Raw genomic sequence first — 18,100 nt, 5'->3', positions numbered from 1 at the left:
CCTCACGATGAACCCCCTCCAGTCGGTGGCCGCCGACGCGCCCTCCCGGTCGACCACGAAGCCGACACACAGCAGCGAAGCCCTCCCGATCGCCTCGCGCACCGCGCGGACGACCGGGAACTCCCAGGACCTCGACGCCACCCCATCCGGAACCCCTCCCCTCCCAGGACTGACAGACATGTTCCGTACCGCCCTGCGCAATGTGCTCTCGCACAAGGCCAGGCTGCTGATGACCGTCCTCGCCGTGATGCTCGGCGTGGCCTTCGTCTCCGGCACCCTGGTCTTCACCGACACCCTCGGCAACGCCTTCCGCAACCAGTCGGCGAAGAGCTACGACGACATCGCCGTCGCCGTCACCACCTACGCCGACCAGCGCGACGAGAAGACCGCCGCGATCGACGCCGCCACCCTGAAGAAGATCCAGGACCTGGACGGCGTCGCCTCCGCCACCGGCCGCGTCGACGGCTTCGCCGGAGTGGCCGACCCCGACGGCAAGCTGATCGGCAACGGCTGGTCCAACACCGGGTCCAACTTCGCCCCCGGCAAGGACGGCAAGGACGCCCAGTACACCTTCACCGACGGCACCGGACCGACCGCCGCCGGCAGCGTCGCCCTGGACAAGGACACCGCGGAGAAGGGCGAGTACGAGGTCGGCGACAAGGTACGCGTCGCCACCAACGGGCCGGTGAAGGAGTACACCCTGTCCGGGGTCTTCACCACCGAGGACGGCGCGGTCAACGCCGGCGGCAGCCTGGTCCTGTTCGACACCCCCGTCGCCCAGCAGCTGTTCCTGCGGCCGGGCGAGTTCAAGGACGTCAACGTCTCGGCCGCGCCCGGCGCCTCCGACCAGCAGCTGCTGGCCGCCGTCAAGCCGCTGCTCCCCGAGGACGCCGAGGCCAAGACCGGCCAGGTCCGCGCGGACGAACAGGCCGACCAGACCGAGACCGCCCTGAGCAGCCTCAACAAGCTGCTGCTCGCCTTCGCGGGCATCGCCCTCTTCGTCGGCATCTTCCTGATCGCCAACACCTTCAGCATGCTGGTCGCCCAGCGCACCAAGGAGCTCGCGCTGCTGCGCGCCGTCGGCGCCTCCCGCCGTCAGGTCAAGCGCTCCGTGCTGCTCGAAGCGGCCGTCGTCGGCCTGATCGCGTCCGTCGTCGGCTTCGCGCTGGGCCTCGGCCTCGCCACCGGGCTGCGCTCCGCGATGAGCCTGATCGGCGGGAAGATCCCGGCCGGGCCGCTGGTCATCTCACCCACCACCGTCATCGCCGCCTTCGGCGTCGGCGTCCTGATCACCGTGCTGGCCGCCTGGCTGCCCGCCCGCCGGGCCGCGAAGATCCCGCCCGTCGCGGCGATGAACAGCCAGTACGCGGTCGCCACGGTGAAGTCCCTGGTGCTGCGCAACTCGATCGGCGCCGTCATCACCCTGCTCGGCGGGGCGGCGGTCGTGGGCGGCGCGGCACAGGCCGGGTCGAACGGCCAGCTCCTCATCGCGGGCGGCTCCTTCCTCGCCCTCATCGGCATCATCATCCTGATCCCGCTGCTGTCGCGGCCGGTGATCGCCCTGGTGCGCCCGCTGCTGCAGCGGATGTTCGGGGTCTCCGGCAAGCTGGCCGCGCAGAACGCGGTCCGCAACCCGCGGCGCACCGGCGCCACCGCGTCCGCTCTGGCGATCGGCCTCACCCTCGTCACCGGCATCTCGGTGCTCGGCGTCACCCTCGGCCAGGCGGTCGACAAGGCGACGACGGACAACATCAAGGCCGACTACATGATCTCGATGGCCAGTGGCGACGCGCTCGACGAGTCGGCGCTCACCGCCCTGGAGAAGGCCGCCGGCGTCACCGCCGTCTCGCCCCAGCAGGCGGTCTGGCTGGACATCGGCGACACCTCGCTCTCGGCGTCCGGTGTCACCCCCGGCGACGTGCAGAAGGTCCTCACCGTCGACACCGCCGCGGGCTCCCTGGACTCCCTGGGCAAGGGCGAGATCGCCGTCTCGGACAAGACCGCGAAGTCGCACGGCTGGAAGACCGGCGACAGCGTCCCGGTCACGTACGAGGACGACAAGAAGGGCAACCTGAAGGTCGGCGCCCTCTACAAGGACAACGAGTTCCTCTCGCCGGTCCTGATCCCCCGTGACGTCGTTGCCCCGCACCAGGGCCGGGCGGACATCCGCGAGATCTGGGTGAAGACAGACGGCGGCGCGAGCGCGGCCAACGAGCAGGCGCTGGTGGACTCGCTGGGTGACAACCCCGGCATGAGCGTCATGGACCGCAATGACATCCGCGACATGTTCGGCGGCTCCATCAACCTCGCGATGAACATCATGTACGGCCTGCTGGCCATGGCACTGATCATCGCGGTGCTCGGGGTCGTCAACACCCTGGCCATGTCGGTGTTCGAGCGTCAGCAGGAGATCGGCATGCTGCGGGCCATCGGCCTGGACCGGCGCAAGGTCAAGCGCATGATCCGGCTGGAGGCGGTGGTGATCTCGCTCTTCGGCGCGGTGGTCGGCATCGGGCTCGGCATGTTCCTCGGCTGGGCGATCGGGCAGACCGTGGCGTCCCAGATCCCGCAGTACGTCCTGGTCGTGCCGTGGGGCCGGATCGCGGTCTTCCTGCTGCTGGCCGGACTGGTGGGGGTGCTGGCCGCCATGTGGCCGGCCCGCAGCGCCGCGAAGCTGAACATGCTCACGGCGATCAAGACGGAGTAGTCCGGAACGGAACGGCACACGGAAGAGGGCCGGTACCCGCATTGGCGGGTACCGGCCCTCTTCCGTGTCCAGGGATCACCGGGCCACGTACGCCTCCGGAGTCGGCCGGTCGCGTACGTCTCCGGACATCGGCCGGTCGCGTACGTCTCCGGAGTCGGCCGGTCACGTACGCCTCCGAGATCAGCCGCCGGTCGCGTCGGCCTTCCAGTCGCGGGCGCGCAGCGGCATGCGGGCGCCCCCGCCCTCGGCCGGGCGGACCGCGAGGATCTGGTTCACACCGATCTTGTTGTGCTCGAAGGAGAGGGCGGAGGCGGCCATGTAGAGGCGCCAGACCCTGGCCCGGCCGGGCGAGGTCATCCTCACCGCGCGCGGCCACCCCTTCTCCAGGTTGGCGACCCAGCGGCGCAGGGTCAGGGCGTAGTGCTCGCGGAGCGACTCGACGTCGCGGGCCTCGAAACCGGCTTCTTCGAGGGTCGCGACGGTCCGGCCCACCGGGGCCAGTTCGCCGTCCGGGAAGACGTAGGCATCGATGAACTCGTCCACGTGGTACGCGGACTCGTCCTTCTCCGGGCGGCGGGCGATCTGGTGGTTGAGGAGGCGCCCGCCGGGCTTGAGGAGTGCGTAGAGGTCGTCGGCGTACTCGCGGTAGCGGACCGAGCCGACGTGTTCGGCCATGCCGATCGAGGAGATGGCGTCGTACGGGCCGTCCCTGACGTCCCGGTAGTCCTGGACCCGGATCTCGATCCGGTCGGTCAGGCCCTCCTCGGCGATGCGCTTCCTGGCGAAGGCGGCCTGCTCGACGGAGAGGGTCACTCCGGTGACGCGGGCGCCGTACTCACGGGCGGCGTGGATGGCCATGGAGCCCCAGCCGCAGCCGACGTCCAGGAGGCGGTCCCCCTCCTTCAGCGCGAGCTTGCGGCAGACCAGGTCGAGCTTGTCACGCTGGGCGTCCTCGAGGTTCCCGCCGTCCTCCCAGTAGGCGCAGGAGTAGACCATGGACGGGCCGAGGACCAGTTCGTAGAAGTCATTGCCCACGTCGTAGTGGTGGCTGATGGCCTCCTTGTCACGGCGCTTGGTGTGCAGCGTGCCGCTGCGCCGGCGTACCTCCTCGGGAGGCGGCGGGGGCGGGGGCCACGGGCCGGCCAGTTGCAGCAGCCCCTTGGCCGCGGCGCGCAGCTTCGGGTCGCGGACCGGGTGGACGCTGTCCTTCGCCTCGCCGCCGCGCTCCCAGAGCAGCCCGGCCATCACATCCAGGGCGGCGTACAGATCGCCTTCGATGTCGAGTTCCCCTGCCACCCAGGCCCGGGCGAGGCCCAGTTCGCCCGGCTTCCAGAGCAGGCGGCGCAGGGCACGGCGGTTCCTGATGACGAGGACGGGGGCGCCGGGCGGGCCGGACTCGCTGCCGTCCCAGGCCCGGATGCGGACCGGTAGGGGTTCTCCCAGCAACTCCTGGGCGAGAGCGGTCAGCCGCAATGCGGCGTCTGCCATGGCGCACACCTCCGTGATGGTGTTTCCCAACGTGCCCAGACATGCCCACGCATGCCTCGGACCACGCCCCGGCACCCTTGGCGCCACGGCGAGGTACACCCCTTCAACAGTTTCCGGCGGCCGGGCCATCCCGCTACCGCGCAATGGAACGGCAAAATGCCTGTACCGCACACGCATCCGCCGGGGTGCTGGCCCCCGCGCTCCCGCACCCGCTGCCGCGCCGACCTGCACCGATACGCCGAAGGGGCCGTCCGCACCACGGATGGCGGACGGCCCCTTCGGGCGTCGTGCGAGTGTCGTACGCGGATACGGGGATCCACGTACCAGGACGGAGGAGCCGGGGCCCTCCCGTCCGGGTGCGGGACTAGGAGGCCTTGGCCTTCTCGCCCACGGGCTTGGCGGCGGCGGGGGCCGGTGCGGGCTTGGCGGCCTCGTAGAACTCCTCGCGGGGAGTCTCCATGGCGCCGAGCGAGACGACCTCGCGCTTGAGGAACATCGCCAGGGTCCAGTCGGCGAAGATCCGGATCTTACGGTTCCAGGTCGGCATCGCCATGCCGTGGTAGCCACGGTGCATGTACCAGGCGAGACGGCCCTTGAGCTTGATCTTCACCTTGCCCATGACGATCATCGCGACGCCCTTGTGCAGGCCCAGACCGGCGACCGCACCCTTGTTGGCGTGGCTGTAGTCGCCCTGCGGGAAGCCGCGCATCCCGGAGATGACGTTGTCGCCGAGGACCTTGGCCTGACGCAGCGCGTGCTGGGCGTTCGGCGGGCACCAGGCGTTCGGGTTACCGGCCTTGCGGCCGACCATGTCCGGCACCTGGGCGTTGTCGCCCGCGGCCCAGATGTAGTCGGTGCCCTGAACCTGGAGCTTCTCGGTGGTGTCGACGTGACCACGCGGGCCGAGCGGCAGGCCGAAACGGGCCAGTGCCGGGTTCGGCTTCACACCGGCGGTCCACACGATGGTGTTGGAGTCGACCTCCAGGCCGTTCTTCAGCACCACGTGACCGTCGACGCAGGAGTCCATGGAGGTCGAGAGGAAGACCTCGACACCGCGGGACTCCAGGTGCTCCCGGCCCCAGGTGCCCAGCTTCGGGCCGACCTCGGGAAGGATCTTGTCGGCGGCGTCGACGAGGATGAAACGCATGTCCTCGCGCTTCACGTTCGTGTAGTACTTCGCCGCGTCGCGGGCCATGTCCTCGACCTCGCCGATGGTCTCCGCACCGGCGAAACCGCCGCCCACGAAGACGAACGTCAGCGCCCTGCGGCGGACGTCCTCGTCGGTCGTCGAGTCAGCCTTGTCGAGCTGCTCGAGGACGTGGTTGCGCAGGCCGATGGCCTCCTCGATGCCCTTCATACCGATGCCCTGTTCGGCCAGGCCGGGGATCGGGAAGGTGCGGGAGACAGCGCCCATCGCGATGACCAGGTAGTCGAAGGGCAGCTCGTAGGCCTCGCCGACGAGCGGCGCAACCGTGGCGACCTTGCGGTCCTGGTCGATGGTCGTGACGCGGCCGGTGAGGACCTCAGCCTTGGGCAGCACGCGTCGCAGCGGGACGACGACATGCCGAGGCGAGATGCTGCCGGCAGCAGCTTCGGGGAGGAAGGGCTGGTAGGTCATGTACGACCGGGGGTCGACGACCGTGACGGTCGCCTCGCCGTAGCGCATCTTCTTCAGAATGCGCCGAGCTGCGTACAGGCCTACGTACCCACCGCCTACTACGAGGATCCTGGGACGCTCCGTGGTGCTCATGCCATCGAGTATCCACCCCCCTCGGGGGGCACGCTCGTGAGCCCCTTCACAAGGTATGGCCCACCCTCTGCTACACTTCGCCGCCCACGTGACCCAGGTCATGGGCCGACAGGGGAACCACGACACCCTGGCGAACGTTGTTCACCGCTTGTGAGCTGGCCCTTGAGCCGCCGAGCGGGGTGAACCACCCCTCCGATTCACACGCGCGCAACACCCCCGGAACCGCCCCGCATACGGGCCGGGCGACCCCGCACACCCTCCCGCGGGCCCGTTCGGAGCAGAAGTCGGCCCCAGGGGGCCCAATTCCTTGTGAAGAAGTTCACGAACTTCGTGGCGGCGTGTCGCCGAAGGCACCCGCGGGGCCGCCCCGAGGGGCTCAAAAGTGCAGGCCGGAGTGCCGATGAGCGGGGTCCGCGACGGCCTGTGGACCTGCCCTAACGGGCCGCGTAGAAGGCGATGCCGTCAAGGATGTCGTGCTCGCTGACGACCACCTCGCGCGCCCCGGTCCGCTCCATCACGGCCAGCAGGATCAACGCCCCGGAGGTGATCACGTCGACCCTCCCCGGGTGCATCGCGCCGATCGCCGCACGCTCGGCGTGGGTCGACGCGAGGAACCACCCGGCGATCTCCCGGACCTTCTCCAGGGAGATCCGCGAGTGGTGGATCGCCTCGGAGTCGTACTCCTCGAGCCCCAGCGCGATGGCGGCCACGGTGGTGAACGTTCCCGCGAGACCGACGAGCGTGCCCGCCGAGGTGAGCGGCACGGTCTCCTCGGCCAGGTCCAGCGCCGCGGCGACATCGGCACGGATCGCGTCCGCCTGCTCCGGCGCGGGCGGGTCGCTGACCACCCCGTCCCGCGTGAGGTGGCGCTCGGTCATCCGGACGCAGCCGATGTCCACGGACCGGGCCGCCCGGACCCGGTCGTCGCCGACGACGAACTCGGTGGACCCGCCGCCGATGTCCACGACGAGGTACGGCTTCGCGAGGTCGTCCCGCCCGGCGAGCTCCTTGGTGGCCCCGTCGAACGAGAACTCGGCCTCCTGGTCACCGGTGATCACCTCGGGCTCGACGCCCAGGATGTCCAGCACGCCACGGACGAAGTCGTCCCTGTTCTCCGCGTCCCGGGAGGCGGAGGTCGCGACGAAGCGGATCTTCTCCGCGCCGTGCTCCTTGATCACCTCGGCGTACCGCCGACAGGCGGCGAAGGTCCGCTCGAGCGCCTCCGGGGCAAGCCGCCCGGTCCGGTCGACGCCCTGCCCCAGCCGGACGATCTCCATCCGCCGGTCGAGCTCGACGAGCTCACCGGTGACGGGGTCGGCGTCCGCGACGAGCAGTCGGATGGAGTTGGTACCGCAGTCAATGGCGGCTACACGCGTCATCTCTTCAGCCTCTCCGGCTCATCATGTCTTCAAGCCCCACCGACGGCACTCCAAGCCCCAGAGGCGGCAAATCAAGCCCCTGGGGGTCCCCCGGACGAAGTCTGGGGGAGATTGAGGAGCGGGGGTCCGGGGGCAGAGCCCCCGGCAGGAACCTCAGTCCTCGTCCCCGTCGGGCGCGCCGCAGGGCGACACGCACGGCCCCTTGCGCCACCACTCCGGCAGCATCGCGATGGCCTCGTCCCCGAGCGGATTCACGCCCGGCCCGGCGGCCAGCGAGTGCCCGACCAGCACGTGCAGGCACTTCACCCGGTCCGGCATGCCCCCCGCGCTCGGGAAGCCCTCCAGCACCTCGATGGCGTCACGCCGCGCGATGTAGTCCTCGTGCGCGGCCCGGTACGCCGCGGCCAGCTCGGGGTCCGTACCGAGGCGCTCGGTCATCTCCTTCATGACCCCGTTCGCCTCCAGCGTGCCGATCGCGGACGCCGCACGCGGGCACGTCAGGTAGAACGTCGTCGGGAACGGCGTACCGTCCTCCAGCCGGGGCTGCGTCTCGACCACGTCCGGGTTGCCGCACGGGCAGCGGTGCGCGATCGCGCGCAGCCCTCGCGGCGGGCGCCCCAGCTGCTGCTGGAAGGCGGCGATGTCCGCGTCGGTGGGCGCGGTGGACTCGGTCTGGGGAGGGGGCGTTTCCATGCCTGCCTAGGGGTTCTGATCGGACTGCTCGAACTGCGGTTCTGCAGATGTCAAAGGAAGTGCGGCGGCTCAGCCGCGGTCGGCGCTGTCGACGCCGTCCCACAGGTTGGAGTGCCAGGGCCTGCCGGACTCCGCCGGCGTCCCGTTGCGCTCCTTGACCGCGTCGGGGTCGACCACGGTGTAGCCGGTCTCCCCGGGAAGAAGGTAGTGCAGGTGCTGGCGGGCCAGCCGCTTGATGTACGCGTCGTCCTGGAGCCGCGCCTTCTCGTCGCGCAGCTCCTCGGTGCGGGTCTCGGCCTCCTGCGCGAGGCGCTCCTGGTCGGCGATCTCGTCGCGCTGCGACACGTACTGCCGCATCGGATACGCGAGGGCGACGATCAGCGAACAAACCACCAGGGCCAGGAAGGCGGCCCGGCCGGTGAGCCGGGAACGGCGGGCCTGACGGCGGTTCTGGGAGCGGTAGACGCGGGCTGCGGTCTGCTCACCGAGCAACCGCAGCCGGGTCGCGGTGGAGAACCGGTCCCGGTCCTTCGCGGCCATGTCTCCGCCTCCCCATTACGCACGTCCGTCCCCGCACACGGTACGGGACCGAGTGCGGGGACGGACGGAGGCCGGGGCACTTGACCCCGCCGGGCTTTTCCGGGCCTGCCGTGCGGGTCAGCCCTTGAAGCGCGGGAACGCCGAGCGGCCGGCGTACACGGCGGCGTCGTCGAGGATCTCCTCGATGCGCAGCAGCTGGTTGTACTTGGCGACGCGGTCCGAGCGGGCCGGGGCGCCGGTCTTGATCTGGCCGCAGTTCACGGCGACCGCGAGGTCGGCGATGGTGACGTCCTCGGTCTCGCCGGAACGGTGCGACATCATGCACTTGAAGCCGTTGCGCTGGGCCAGCTCGACGGCGTCCAGGGTCTCGGTCAGCGAGCCGATCTGGTTGACCTTGACGAGCAGGGCGTTGGCCGAGCCCTCCTCGATGCCACGGGAGAGCCGCTCCGGGTTGGTGACGAAGAGGTCGTCGCCGACGATCTGCACCTTGGCGCCGATCTTGTCGGTGATGACCTTCCAGCCGGCCCAGTCGTCCTCGTACAGCGGGTCCTCGATGGAGACCAGCGGGTACGCGGAGACGAGCTCCTCGTAGTACTCGGTCATCTCGGCGGCCGAGCGGGACTTGCCCTCGAACTCGTACTTGCCGTCCTTGTAGAACTCCGAGGCGGCGACGTCGAGCGCGAGCGCGATGTCCTTGCCCGGGGCGTAGCCGGCTTCCTTGATGGCCTCGACGATGAGGTCCAGGGCGGCGCGGTTCGACTCCAGGTTCGGCGCGAAGCCGCCCTCGTCACCGAGACCGGTGGACAGGCCCTTGGTCTTCAGGACCTTCTTCAGCGTGTGGTAGACCTCGGCGCCCCAGCGCAGGGCCTCGGAGAAGGACTCCGCGCCGATCGGCGCGATCATGAACTCCTGGATGTCCACGTTGGAGTCGGCGTGCGACCCACCGTTGAGGATGTTCATCATCGGGACGGGCAGCAGGTGCGCGTTCGGGCCACCGAGGTAGCGGAACAGCGGCAGGTCCGAGGCCTCGGAGGCGGCGTGGGCCACGGCGAGCGAGACGCCGAGGATGGCGTTGGCGCCGAGCGAGCCCTTGTTCTCAGTGGCGTCCAGGTCGAACATCGCCTGGTCGATCAGCCGCTGCTCGGTCGCGTCGTAGCCGACGAGCTCCGGGCCGATCTGCTCGATCACGGCGAGGACGGCCTTCTCGACGCCCTTGCCGTGGTAGCGGTTGGGGTCGCCGTCGCGAAGCTCAATGGCCTCGAACGCGCCGGTGGAGGCGCCGGACGGAACAGCAGCACGGCCCGTGCTGCCGTCGTCGAGGCCGACCTCGACCTCGACCGTGGGGTTTCCGCGGGAGTCGAGGATTTCCCTGGCTACGACGACGTCGATGGACGGCACGAGGCATCTCCTTCTGGGATGTGACGCTTGTGGTGCAGGGTCGCTTTGGCCTTGCGACAAGAGCCTAACCGGCCCGGCCGCCCCAACCGGCCGACCGCCCGTCCCCTGGGACGAAAAAGGACCCAAGGGCAGGCACAGCGGGGCAAAAGGCCAGAAATTTACTGACTAGTAACTACAACAGTTGAACGATCAACGCAGAAACCGGCGCACCCCGGACCGGAACGCACGGGGGGAAGGTGCGCACCGGGCCGGGGCGGCCGGGGTCATCAGCGAGGAGAGATCGCGACTACTTCGTCAGGTGGAGCTGCTGACCCGGGTAGATCAGGTCGGCGTCCGTGACGATGTCCTTGTTCAGCTTGAAGAGCTGCTCCCAGCCGCCCTTGACCTTGTGGTCGGCGGCGATCTTGCTCAAGGAGTCGCCGGTGACGACCTTGTACTCGCCGTCACCCTTCGCGACCTTCTTGCCGGTCGGGGTGGTGACCGTCTTCTTCGGGGCCGCGGCGCGGTCCGAGCGGTTCGTGGCGGGGGCCTCGGTGCGCTCGGCCTTCTTCGGCTCGGCCTTCTGGACCGGCGCGGACTCCTGCTTCGGGGCGGCCTCGGTCTTGGCGGCGGAGGAGCCGGTGTCGACACCCGGGTCGACACCGTCGTTGCTCAGGTTGCCGGCGCCGGCGCAGGACCAGGCGCCCGGGCCCTGCAGGTCGAGGAGCTTCTCGGCGGTGGCGATCTGCTGGGCCTTGGTGGCCAGGTCGGCGCGGGCCGCGTACTGGGTGCCGCCCGCGGCGGCCCAGCTGGACTGCGAGAACTGCAGGCCGCCGTAGTAACCGTTGCCGGTGTTGATGGACCAGTTGCCACCGGACTCGCACTGGGCGACGGCATCCCACGTGGAGACGGAGGCGGCGGAGGCGCCGGTCGCACCCATCAGGGGCACGGCGATGGCGGCACCGGTGACACCGGCGAGCGTGGCGATACGGACGGCCTTGGACGGGCGACGGTGCTTGTTGCCCTTGCTGTTGAGCAGCATCGAGACTTCTCCTCACCGACGCCTACGAGGTGAGCTGTCGGGTTCGGGCCAAGTGAGTTGCCCGGTCGCACGTCCTAGCACGCGACTCCACCCCAAGCCGTTCCCGATGCGTCGCGTTCGACGACCGGGCCCGGCGCCTACCTGGGTCCCCCGCTCCTGCCTACGGCGCTTTACGCGTCTGTTCCCTTCGACCGACGGCAGGATTCGGCGTGACGATCGACGGGGCCCGCGGTGCGAGCGGTTCCGACCGTAAACACAACCAACCCGCATATCCAAAGATGGACATACCGTATAAACAGCCCTTACTTGCACCCGAAGAAGCACTGTTTGCGCAGGTGGGAAGGGATGCGGCGGGACCTCCCGGACAAGACGCGCCAGTTCACGCGAAGAGACCCATGTCTCACTTGGTCAAAAGTGGGACATAGGCCTCTTAACTACCCCAATATTTAGGGTGTTTTCAGCTGATCATCAGACTGCGCTCATTCGGCCTTCACGCCGAGATCGAGGCTCTGGCCAGGCAGGATGAGGTCGGGGTCGGAGCCCACCTCGGCCTTGTTGGCCTCGTACAGAGCCGTCCACCCGCCGGGCAGCTTCTGTGCATCAGCAATCGCCCACAGGTTGTCGCCCGCGCGGACGGTGTACGCACCGTCAGCAGCCGGGGCGGCGGTGTCGCGTGCGCCACCGTCACCGCGCGAGGCATGCCGCCCCGCGTCCCGGTCACCGCTGCGGCCGCTCTCCCGGGTCTCCTCGGGGGCCGGCGTGCCGCGGTGCTTGCCGCCCTTCTCCTGCCCGGAGGTGCCCTTCTCGGCGCCCGAGGCGTCACCCGAGGGCGTGGCGGAGGGTGTGGCCGACGGGGACGCCGACGCGTCCGGCTTCGCGTCCTCGTCCTTCGCGTCGCCCGACGGCGTCTTCGTCTTCGTCTTCGAGGACGCGTCGTCCGACGGGGTCGCGTCCCCGGACGGGTCGGTGCTCGCGGACGGATCGGTGCTCGCGGACGGGTCCACGGCGTCCGTCGGGTCGGCGGACGGGGCGCTGCCCGGGTCCACGCCCGGCAGCCCGCTGTCCACGACGAGACCCGAGATGACCGCACAGCTCGGCCACGCCTTGGGCCCCTGGTCGTCCAGGACCTTCTCCGCCACGGCGATCTGCTGCGAGCGGCTGGCGAGGTCCGCGCGCTCGGCATACGACTCGCCGCCGTACGACTTCCAGACCTCCTGCGAGAACTGCAGGCCGCCGTAGTAGCCGTTGCCGAGGTCGGCGCTCCACATGCCGCCGCTCTCGCACTCGGCCACGCGGTCCCAGGTCGAGGCGTCGGCGGCGTGCGCGCCTGCCGCGCCGAGCAGCGGGATGGCGATGGCCGAGCCGGTCACGCCTGCGGCGACGATGATGGCGGGTGCCTGCCGAGGGCGACGGTGTCTGCCGTTCGCGGAGCCCATGGGAATGCCTTCCGTGTGACTGACGAGTGACTGGTGAGTCGAACGGTGAACCTAGCGGGACTCGAACGCATGTCACAAGTCGATGCAGCAGAGATCACGTGAAAGTCACAGAGTTGACAGAATGTCACCTTCATCGCGCACCGGTCCCGGCGTGAACTCCACCGGCAGCGTGCGCAGTCCACGCATGATGAGCCCGCCACGCCAGCGCAAATCACTGGATTCCCCCGCAAGTCGCAGGTTGGGAAGGCGCTTCAGAAGAGTGGCGAGCGCGGCCTGCCCCTCCAGCCGGGCGAGCGGCGCTCCCAGGCAGTAGTGGATTCCGTGACCGTAACCGAGGTGCTGATTGTCACGCCGCGCAAGGTCCAGCGTGTCCGGCCCCTCGAAGCGCTCCGGGTCCCGGTCCGCGGCCGCGAGGACCACCAGCACCGGGTCGCCCGCACCGATGCGCTCACCGCCGATCGTCAGCGCCTCGGTGGCGTAGCGCCAGGTCGCGAGCTCCACCGGGCCGTCATGGCGCAGGAGTTCCTCGACCCCCGTGGCCAGCAGCTCCGTCTCCCCCGCGGCCAGGGATCGCTGGAGCTGCGCGCGCTGCTCAGGGTGGCCCAACAGGGTATGGACGCTGTTGCCGATCAAATTAACGGTGGTCTCAAAACCGGCGAACAGGATGATGAAGGCCATCGCTGCGGCCTCGTTCTCCGTCAGGTGCTCACCGTGGTCGCTCGCCCGGATCAGCCCCGAGATCAGGTCGTCCCCCGGGTTCTCGCGCTTGCGGTGGATCAGTTCGAGGAGATAGCCCCGCATCTTCTTCACGGAACGGGCCACCCCACCGCGCGGGCCACCGCCGTGGCGGATCATCATGCCCGCCCATTCCCGGAAGTCGTCCTGGTCCTCGCGCGGAACGCCCAGCAGGTCGCAGATCGCGTAGATGGGGAGCGGGAAGGCGAACTCGTGGATGAGGTCCGCCTCTCCCTTCTCGATGAACCCGTCGATGAGCCGGTCGGTCAGCTCCTGCACACGCGGTGCGAACTCCGCGATGCGCCGGGGGGTGAACGCCTTGGACACGAGGCGGCGCAGCCGGGTGTGGTCGGGCGGGTCGATGTTCAGCAGATGCGTCATCAGCTCCGCCTTGCGCTCGCCCGGAATCCCCGTCTTCCCCTTGGCGTGCGCGGACTCGGCATGGTGCGCCGGGTTCTTGGACAGCCGGTTGTCGGCGAGGGCCTCCCGGGCGTCCGCGTACCGCGTCACCAGCCAGGCCTCGACCCCGCTGGGCAGCGTGGTGCGGTGCACGGGGCTGTGCTCACGCAGCCAGGCGTACGCGGGGTACGGGTCGGTGGCGAACTCCCACGTGAAGAGTTCGGGTGCGGGCGGCGTCGCGTGGGCGGGGCAGCCGGCGGGGACGTCGGCGGGTCGGTCGTTCACCCCCCGACGTTATCCGCTGTCCTCCGTCGCTAGCCGACGCCCTCCGCCGCCCTGATCGCGTCCCGGTACGCACGCCCCGCGGCCCTCAGCGCCGCCTCCGGGTCGATGCCGTCCTCCTGGGCGCGCACGGCCAGGGCGAGGAGCCGGTAGCCGATGTCGTCGCCCTGGGGGAGCGCCACGTCGAGCCCTGCCGTACGGACCCGGCTCGCGAGCTTCGCGGCGAGTGCCAGGCCGGGCTGGCCGAGCGGCACGCCGTCGGTGACGGACTCGCGCTGCTTCTCGATCGCCTTCGTCCGCAGCCAGTGCGCGTGGACGTCCTCCGGTGTCTCCGCGGTCTCGTCGCCGAAGACGTGCGGGTGGCGGTGGATCAGCTTCTCGACGAGGGTGGCCGCGACGTCGTCGACGGAGAACGGCTCGTCCTCATCCTCTTCCGCGATGCGCGCGTGGAAGACGACCTGGAGCAGTACGTCCCCGAGCTCCTCGCGGAGCTCTTCGCGGTCGCCGTCCTCGATCGCCTCGACGAGTTCGTACGCCTCCTCGATGGCGTACTTGGCGAGGCCCTTGTGGGTCTTCTGCGAGGTCCACGGGCATTCGAGGCGGATCCGGTCCATGACCTGGACGAGGTCGAGGAGCCGGGCGCCGGGAAGATCGTACGAACCCGGCAGCAGCTCCAGGTTCGGCATCCGCACCCGCCCCGAACCGGCCAGCCGGGCCAGTCCGTCGGTCAGCGGCTGGTTGCCCTCGCCGCCGGTGAGGATCACGACGGTCCGGCCGCCGGCGCACGCGTCCACAAGCTCCTGCGCGTCGGGCACGCCGAGTGTGACGGTGATGCCCGCCTCGCGGAGATAAGGCAGCTGCGGCTGCTCCGGTTCTCCGCAGTGCACCCGGTCGGCGGCGTGCAGTGTCTGCCAGGCGGGCCAGGACAGGAGTCCGGGCGCGACGCGGTGGCTGGCGGTGAGCAGGACGATGCGGCCGGGGTCTTCAGCGTTCACGATGTGAATCTACCCCGGCCGTCGGACAGTCCTCAGGCCCCGGCCTCCGCGGCCGACTGGGCCGGCTTGGTGACCTGGGTGATCCAGGGGGCCTTGTACTCGGCGAGCTGGATCTGCTGGTTGTTCCAGGTGCCGAAGCGCGGGTTGACGTCGACCTTCAGCGCCTTGGACGCCTTCGTCAGCGCGTCGCCGAGGGTCTTCGTGCCGGCCGGGGTCGTCGGGTCGGCGCCGAGTGCCTGGCCGAGCTTGGTCAGCTGGATCTGCTCGCGAAGGAAGGCGTCGATCTGGTCCGGGGCGATCCAGCGCTCCTGGAGCACCGCTGCGCGCAGCCCGGCCTCCCCCTTGTACTGGGCGACGGCCTGCTGCCGCATCTGCTGGATCTCGGCACGGGTGACGGTCACCCCAGCGTCGGCGGACGCCTTGTCCAGGACGCGGTCCAGGATCAGCCCGTGCAGCTTGGCGCGGCCGAGCTGGCCGGACTGGTTGGTGATCTGGGCGGCCTGCTTCGAGGTGTCCTGCGCCTGGCGGACCTCCTCCACCTGGCCCTGCACGGAGGCCACCGTGATCCGGTCCCCGCCCACGATGGCCGCGGCGCCGGGGTGGGCCTGGCTGCCGCATGCGGCGAGGAGTGGCGCTGCGCCGAGCAGTGCGGCGGAGACGGTGAGCGCGGTGCGACGGCGGCGGTGCAAAGGAGCCTCCCGAGGAGATTGTGCGGCGGTGCACAAGGCCTTGCGGTGATCGATGCTAGAGCATCCGGCACTTGGTGGGCGGGAAAAGGAGCGGGTCCGGGTGCGTGCAGCTGCAAGGCGGAGGATTGAGCAATGGCGGAGCCCTTGCGATTGACGACAACGCCGCAGATGCGCGTGCCCAGACCCGCGACGCCGCCCCTCAAGTGCCGGATGCTCCAGGGCAGTGGAACTGGTCCGGGCCACTGATTCGACCAACGATTCGGGAGGAGTTGGGGTTGTGGGGTGGTGGCGGCGCGGCTCAGCCGACCCGTTCGACCGGTTTCGGCGGGGTGTCGGGCCGCAGCATGATCGTGCGCGAGACGACGAAGGTGATGGGGATGGCGGCCGCTGCCGCGAGCAGCGGGGCGTACCGGCTGCTGAATCCGGCCAGGTCGACCAGGAGGTAGACGCCGCCGGTCGTGATGACGAAGTTGGCGGCGTTGGTGAGCGGGAAGAGCAGGAACTTCCGCCAGGTGGGCCGGGTGCGGTAGGTGAAGTAGGAGTTGAGGTAGAACGACCCGGTCATGCTGAGCGCGAAGGCGAGCACATGCGCGGCTATATAGGGCAGCCAGTGGAGCAGGACGAGGTAGCAGCCGTAGTACGTGCCGGTGTTCACGGCGCCCACGAGGGCGAAGCGGGCCAGTTGTGCCTTGACCGTCATCGGCGTACGAACTCCATGGGTTCCGGCTCCTGGGCCGCCCGGTGTGCCTGGGTGTTGGTGGCCTTGACCAGGAAGTGCGGGCGGCGCTTGACCTCGTAGTAGATGCGGCCGACGTACTCCCCCACCACCCCGACCATCACCATCTGGACGCCGGCGAGGGCGGTGAGGACGACGAGCAGGGTGACGTATCCGGGGGTGTCGACGCCCTTCACCAGGGCGACGCCGACGATCCAGGCCGCGTAGGCGAAGGCCAGGGACATCAGAAGCATGCCGAGGTAGAGCGCGGCGCGCAGCGGCTTGTTGTTGAAGGAGAGGAGTCCGTCGAGGCCGTAGTTCAGCAGTTTGCCGAAGGTCCAGGCGGAGCGTCCCTGTTCCCGGACGGCGTTCTCGTAGCTGAAGGTCGTGGTGGGGAAGCCGACCCAGGCGAAGAGGCCCTTGGAGAAGCGGTTGTACTCGGTGAGTTCGAGTACGGCGTCGGCGGCCCGGCGGGACAGCAGCCGGAAGTCTCCGACTCCGTCGACGAGTTCGACGTCGACGAGGCGGTTGATGAGCCAGTAGTAGGCGCGGGCGGTGAGGGTGCGGGTGACTCGGTCGCCCTTGCGGGTGCGGCGGGCGATCACCTGGTCGTAGCCCTGCGCGTGTTCCTGGAGCATGCGGCCGACGAGCTCCGGCGGGTGCTGGAGGTCGGCGTCCATGATGACGACGGCGTCGCCCTCGGCGTGCTGGAGGCCCGCCAGCATGGCGGCCTCCTTGCCGAAGTTGCGGCTGAAGGAGACGTAGCGGGCCCGGGGGTCGGCGGCCGCCAGTTCCTGGAGGATCGGCAGCGTCCGGTCGGCGCTGCCGTCGTCCACGTAGACGAGCTGGAAGGCATGGCCCAACCGGGTCATCTCATCCGTCACGCGTTCATGGAAGCGTTCGAGGATGTCTTCCTCGTTGAAGCAGGGCACCACCAGCGAGATCAGCACGAAAGTACATCAGCCGGTCAATGTGTCGGTGGCGGATGACGGGTGTGGCCTGAGAGCGACGATTGGGTGAATTGAGCTTGAGGAGGAACCGGCTTGAGCGGGGCCTGCCCTGCGCTTGGATGAGGAACTATGACCCACGACAGACTCATTCACCCCAGCCGCCGCTCCCTGCTCGCGTGGAGCGGCGCGGGCGCGCTCACCGTTGCCGGCGTCTCGGCCGGCACCGGCACGGCCTCCGCCGCAACGCACCCCACGCCGGGCTCGGCGTTGCTGGTGCCGTCGCCCCGGCTCGACCTGAACAGCGCGTCGGACAACTGGATACGCCAGAAGCCCCTGCGTGACACGACGATCCTCCAGTCGTTCGGTTACGACAACGCCAACGGCCACATCTACCTGGCCCAGGTGACACAGGGCGGCCTGAAGCTCGCGGGCGAGTCCGCCGCGGTGAGCAGTGTCGATCGCAACCGTCGCGGCGACCTGACCATCACCAAGTGGGACATGTCCGGTAACACGCTGGGCTACATGTACCTGCGCGGCTTCGGGCACGGCATGAGCATCGGCGTCGAGCCGGCCGGCAGCAAGGCCTATCTGTGGACGGAGGCCGACGGCCAGGAGGTCCCGGACCCGGTGCACCCGGATGACCCGACCAAGACCACCAGCCGCGGCAGGCGCCTGGCACGCTTCCCGTTCGTCAGCGGCCAGGTGCTCGACTCCGGTTCGGCCGGGCTCACCATGTACGCGCCGGTCGCGGGCGCCACGACGTACACCGCCTCCGTCGACCCGGTCTACGGCCGGCTCGCCATCCGCTTCCGCGACACGGACGGCGTGATGGTCTTCCAGGTCCACGACCTGGATCTGGCCCGCCTCGGCATCTGGAGCCGGCCGCTCGCGAGTGTCCGCGAACCGTCCCTCCCGGCGGTTCC

Annotated in this window: 15 protein-coding genes and 1 riboswitch; of the genes, 2 read left to right on the top strand and 13 right to left on the bottom strand. The window is 69.7% G+C overall.

The genetic code is table 11. The features are described from left to right. Positions 1 to 178 precede the first annotated feature (178 nt). Entirely contained in the window at positions 179 to 2,707 is a 2,529-nt protein-coding gene (locus JGS39_RS29950) for an ABC transporter permease (protein WP_219572834.1), read from the top strand. A gap of 180 nt (positions 2,708 to 2,887) precedes the next feature. Here the strand turns inward: JGS39_RS29950 and JGS39_RS29945 are convergent, their stop codons facing one another. The 13 genes from JGS39_RS29945 to JGS39_RS29885 form a co-directional block, all read right to left on the bottom strand. Then, positions 2,888 to 4,195: a class I SAM-dependent methyltransferase gene (locus JGS39_RS29945; RefSeq protein ID WP_219572833.1), complete on the bottom strand. Its 1,308-nt coding sequence runs from the start codon at positions 4,193 to 4,195 to the stop codon at positions 2,888 to 2,890. Positions 4,196 to 4,559: 364 nt separating this feature from the next. After that, positions 4,560 to 5,945 carry an NAD(P)/FAD-dependent oxidoreductase gene (locus tag JGS39_RS29940; protein ID WP_219572832.1) on the bottom strand — a complete coding sequence of 462 codons (1,386 nt, stop codon included), beginning with the start codon at positions 5,943 to 5,945 and terminating at the stop codon, positions 4,560 to 4,562. A gap of 434 nt (positions 5,946 to 6,379) precedes the next feature. After that, a complete protein-coding gene (locus tag JGS39_RS29935) occupies positions 6,380 to 7,324 on the bottom strand; it encodes a Ppx/GppA phosphatase family protein (RefSeq protein WP_219572831.1) in 945 nt (314 codons plus the stop codon). Between the two features lie 153 nt (positions 7,325 to 7,477). After that, positions 7,478 to 8,017 (bottom strand): DUF501 domain-containing protein, encoded by a 540-nt coding sequence (locus JGS39_RS29930; protein WP_219572830.1) that lies wholly within the window; start codon positions 8,015 to 8,017, stop codon positions 7,478 to 7,480. A 69-nt stretch (positions 8,018 to 8,086) separates the two neighbouring features. Then, positions 8,087 to 8,557: an FtsB family cell division protein gene (locus tag JGS39_RS29925; RefSeq protein WP_219572829.1), complete on the bottom strand. Its 471-nt coding sequence runs from the start codon at positions 8,555 to 8,557 to the stop codon at positions 8,087 to 8,089. A gap of 117 nt (positions 8,558 to 8,674) precedes the next feature. Further along, on the bottom strand, positions 8,675 to 9,955 hold the full coding sequence (gene eno / locus JGS39_RS29920; protein ID WP_219572828.1) for a phosphopyruvate hydratase: 1,281 nt from the start codon (positions 9,953 to 9,955) through the stop codon (positions 8,675 to 8,677). A gap of 286 nt (positions 9,956 to 10,241) precedes the next feature. After that, entirely contained in the window at positions 10,242 to 10,976 is a 735-nt protein-coding gene (locus JGS39_RS29915; protein ID WP_219572827.1) for a transglycosylase family protein, read from the bottom strand. 4 nt (positions 10,977 to 10,980) lie between these two features. After that, a riboswitch (cyclic di-AMP (ydaO/yuaA leader) is annotated at positions 10,981 to 11,154 on the bottom strand. Between the two features lie 301 nt (positions 11,155 to 11,455). Then, complete coding sequence (locus JGS39_RS29910) at positions 11,456 to 12,412, bottom strand: transglycosylase family protein (RefSeq protein ID WP_219572826.1); 957 nt, start codon at positions 12,410 to 12,412, stop codon at positions 11,456 to 11,458. A gap of 105 nt (positions 12,413 to 12,517) precedes the next feature. Next, a complete protein-coding gene (locus JGS39_RS29905; RefSeq protein ID WP_219572825.1) occupies positions 12,518 to 13,831 on the bottom strand; it encodes a cytochrome P450 family protein in 1,314 nt (437 codons plus the stop codon). A gap of 29 nt (positions 13,832 to 13,860) precedes the next feature. Continuing rightward, positions 13,861 to 14,823 (bottom strand): nucleoside triphosphate pyrophosphohydrolase, encoded by a 963-nt coding sequence (locus JGS39_RS29900; protein ID WP_219572824.1) that lies wholly within the window; start codon positions 14,821 to 14,823, stop codon positions 13,861 to 13,863. Between the two features lie 32 nt (positions 14,824 to 14,855). Then, entirely contained in the window at positions 14,856 to 15,512 is a 657-nt protein-coding gene (locus tag JGS39_RS29895; protein WP_219572823.1) for a SurA N-terminal domain-containing protein, read from the bottom strand. Between the two features lie 298 nt (positions 15,513 to 15,810). Continuing rightward, complete coding sequence (locus tag JGS39_RS29890) at positions 15,811 to 16,212, bottom strand: GtrA family protein (protein ID WP_219572822.1); 402 nt, start codon at positions 16,210 to 16,212, stop codon at positions 15,811 to 15,813. Then, the gene (locus JGS39_RS29885; RefSeq protein ID WP_219572821.1) at positions 16,209 to 17,177 is read right to left on the bottom strand and encodes a glycosyltransferase family 2 protein; all 969 of its coding nucleotides are present in this window, start codon (positions 17,175 to 17,177) and stop codon (positions 16,209 to 16,211) included. The genes JGS39_RS29890 and JGS39_RS29885 overlap by 4 nt, the downstream gene beginning before the upstream one ends. 129 nt (positions 17,178 to 17,306) lie before the next feature. On the opposite strand from JGS39_RS29885, the gene JGS39_RS29880 reads away from it, so the two are divergent. Next, positions 17,307 to 18,100, top strand: a 794-nt coding sequence (locus JGS39_RS29880; protein WP_443742930.1) for a phage baseplate protein, incomplete at its 3' end; no start/stop codon positions are given.

The organism is Streptomyces poriferorum, from assembly GCF_019399235.1.
GTDB lineage: Bacteria > Actinomycetota > Actinomycetes > Streptomycetales > Streptomycetaceae > Streptomyces > Streptomyces poriferorum.
The sequence above is the reverse complement of the archived record's forward strand: the minus strand, read 5'-3'. Positions and strand labels throughout refer to the sequence as shown.

Coding starts and splice junctions, on each gene's coding strand:
- JGS39_RS29950 (WP_219572834.1), top strand. CDS start 179: ATGTTCCGTACCGCCCTGCGCAATGTGCTCTCGCACAAGGCCAGGCTG.
- JGS39_RS29945 (WP_219572833.1), bottom strand. CDS start 4,195: ATGGCAGACGCCGCATTGCGGCTGACCGCTCTCGCCCAGGAGTTGCTG.
- JGS39_RS29940 (WP_219572832.1), bottom strand. CDS start 5,945: ATGAGCACCACGGAGCGTCCCAGGATCCTCGTAGTAGGCGGTGGGTAC.
- JGS39_RS29935 (WP_219572831.1), bottom strand. CDS start 7,324: ATGACGCGTGTAGCCGCCATTGACTGCGGTACCAACTCCATCCGACTG.
- JGS39_RS29930 (WP_219572830.1), bottom strand. CDS start 8,017: ATGGAAACGCCCCCTCCCCAGACCGAGTCCACCGCGCCCACCGACGCG.
- JGS39_RS29925 (WP_219572829.1), bottom strand. CDS start 8,557: ATGGCCGCGAAGGACCGGGACCGGTTCTCCACCGCGACCCGGCTGCGG.
- JGS39_RS29915 (WP_219572827.1), bottom strand. CDS start 10,976: ATGCTGCTCAACAGCAAGGGCAACAAGCACCGTCGCCCGTCCAAGGCC.
- JGS39_RS29910 (WP_219572826.1), bottom strand. CDS start 12,412: ATGGGCTCCGCGAACGGCAGACACCGTCGCCCTCGGCAGGCACCCGCC.
- JGS39_RS29890 (WP_219572822.1), bottom strand. CDS start 16,212: ATGACGGTCAAGGCACAACTGGCCCGCTTCGCCCTCGTGGGCGCCGTG.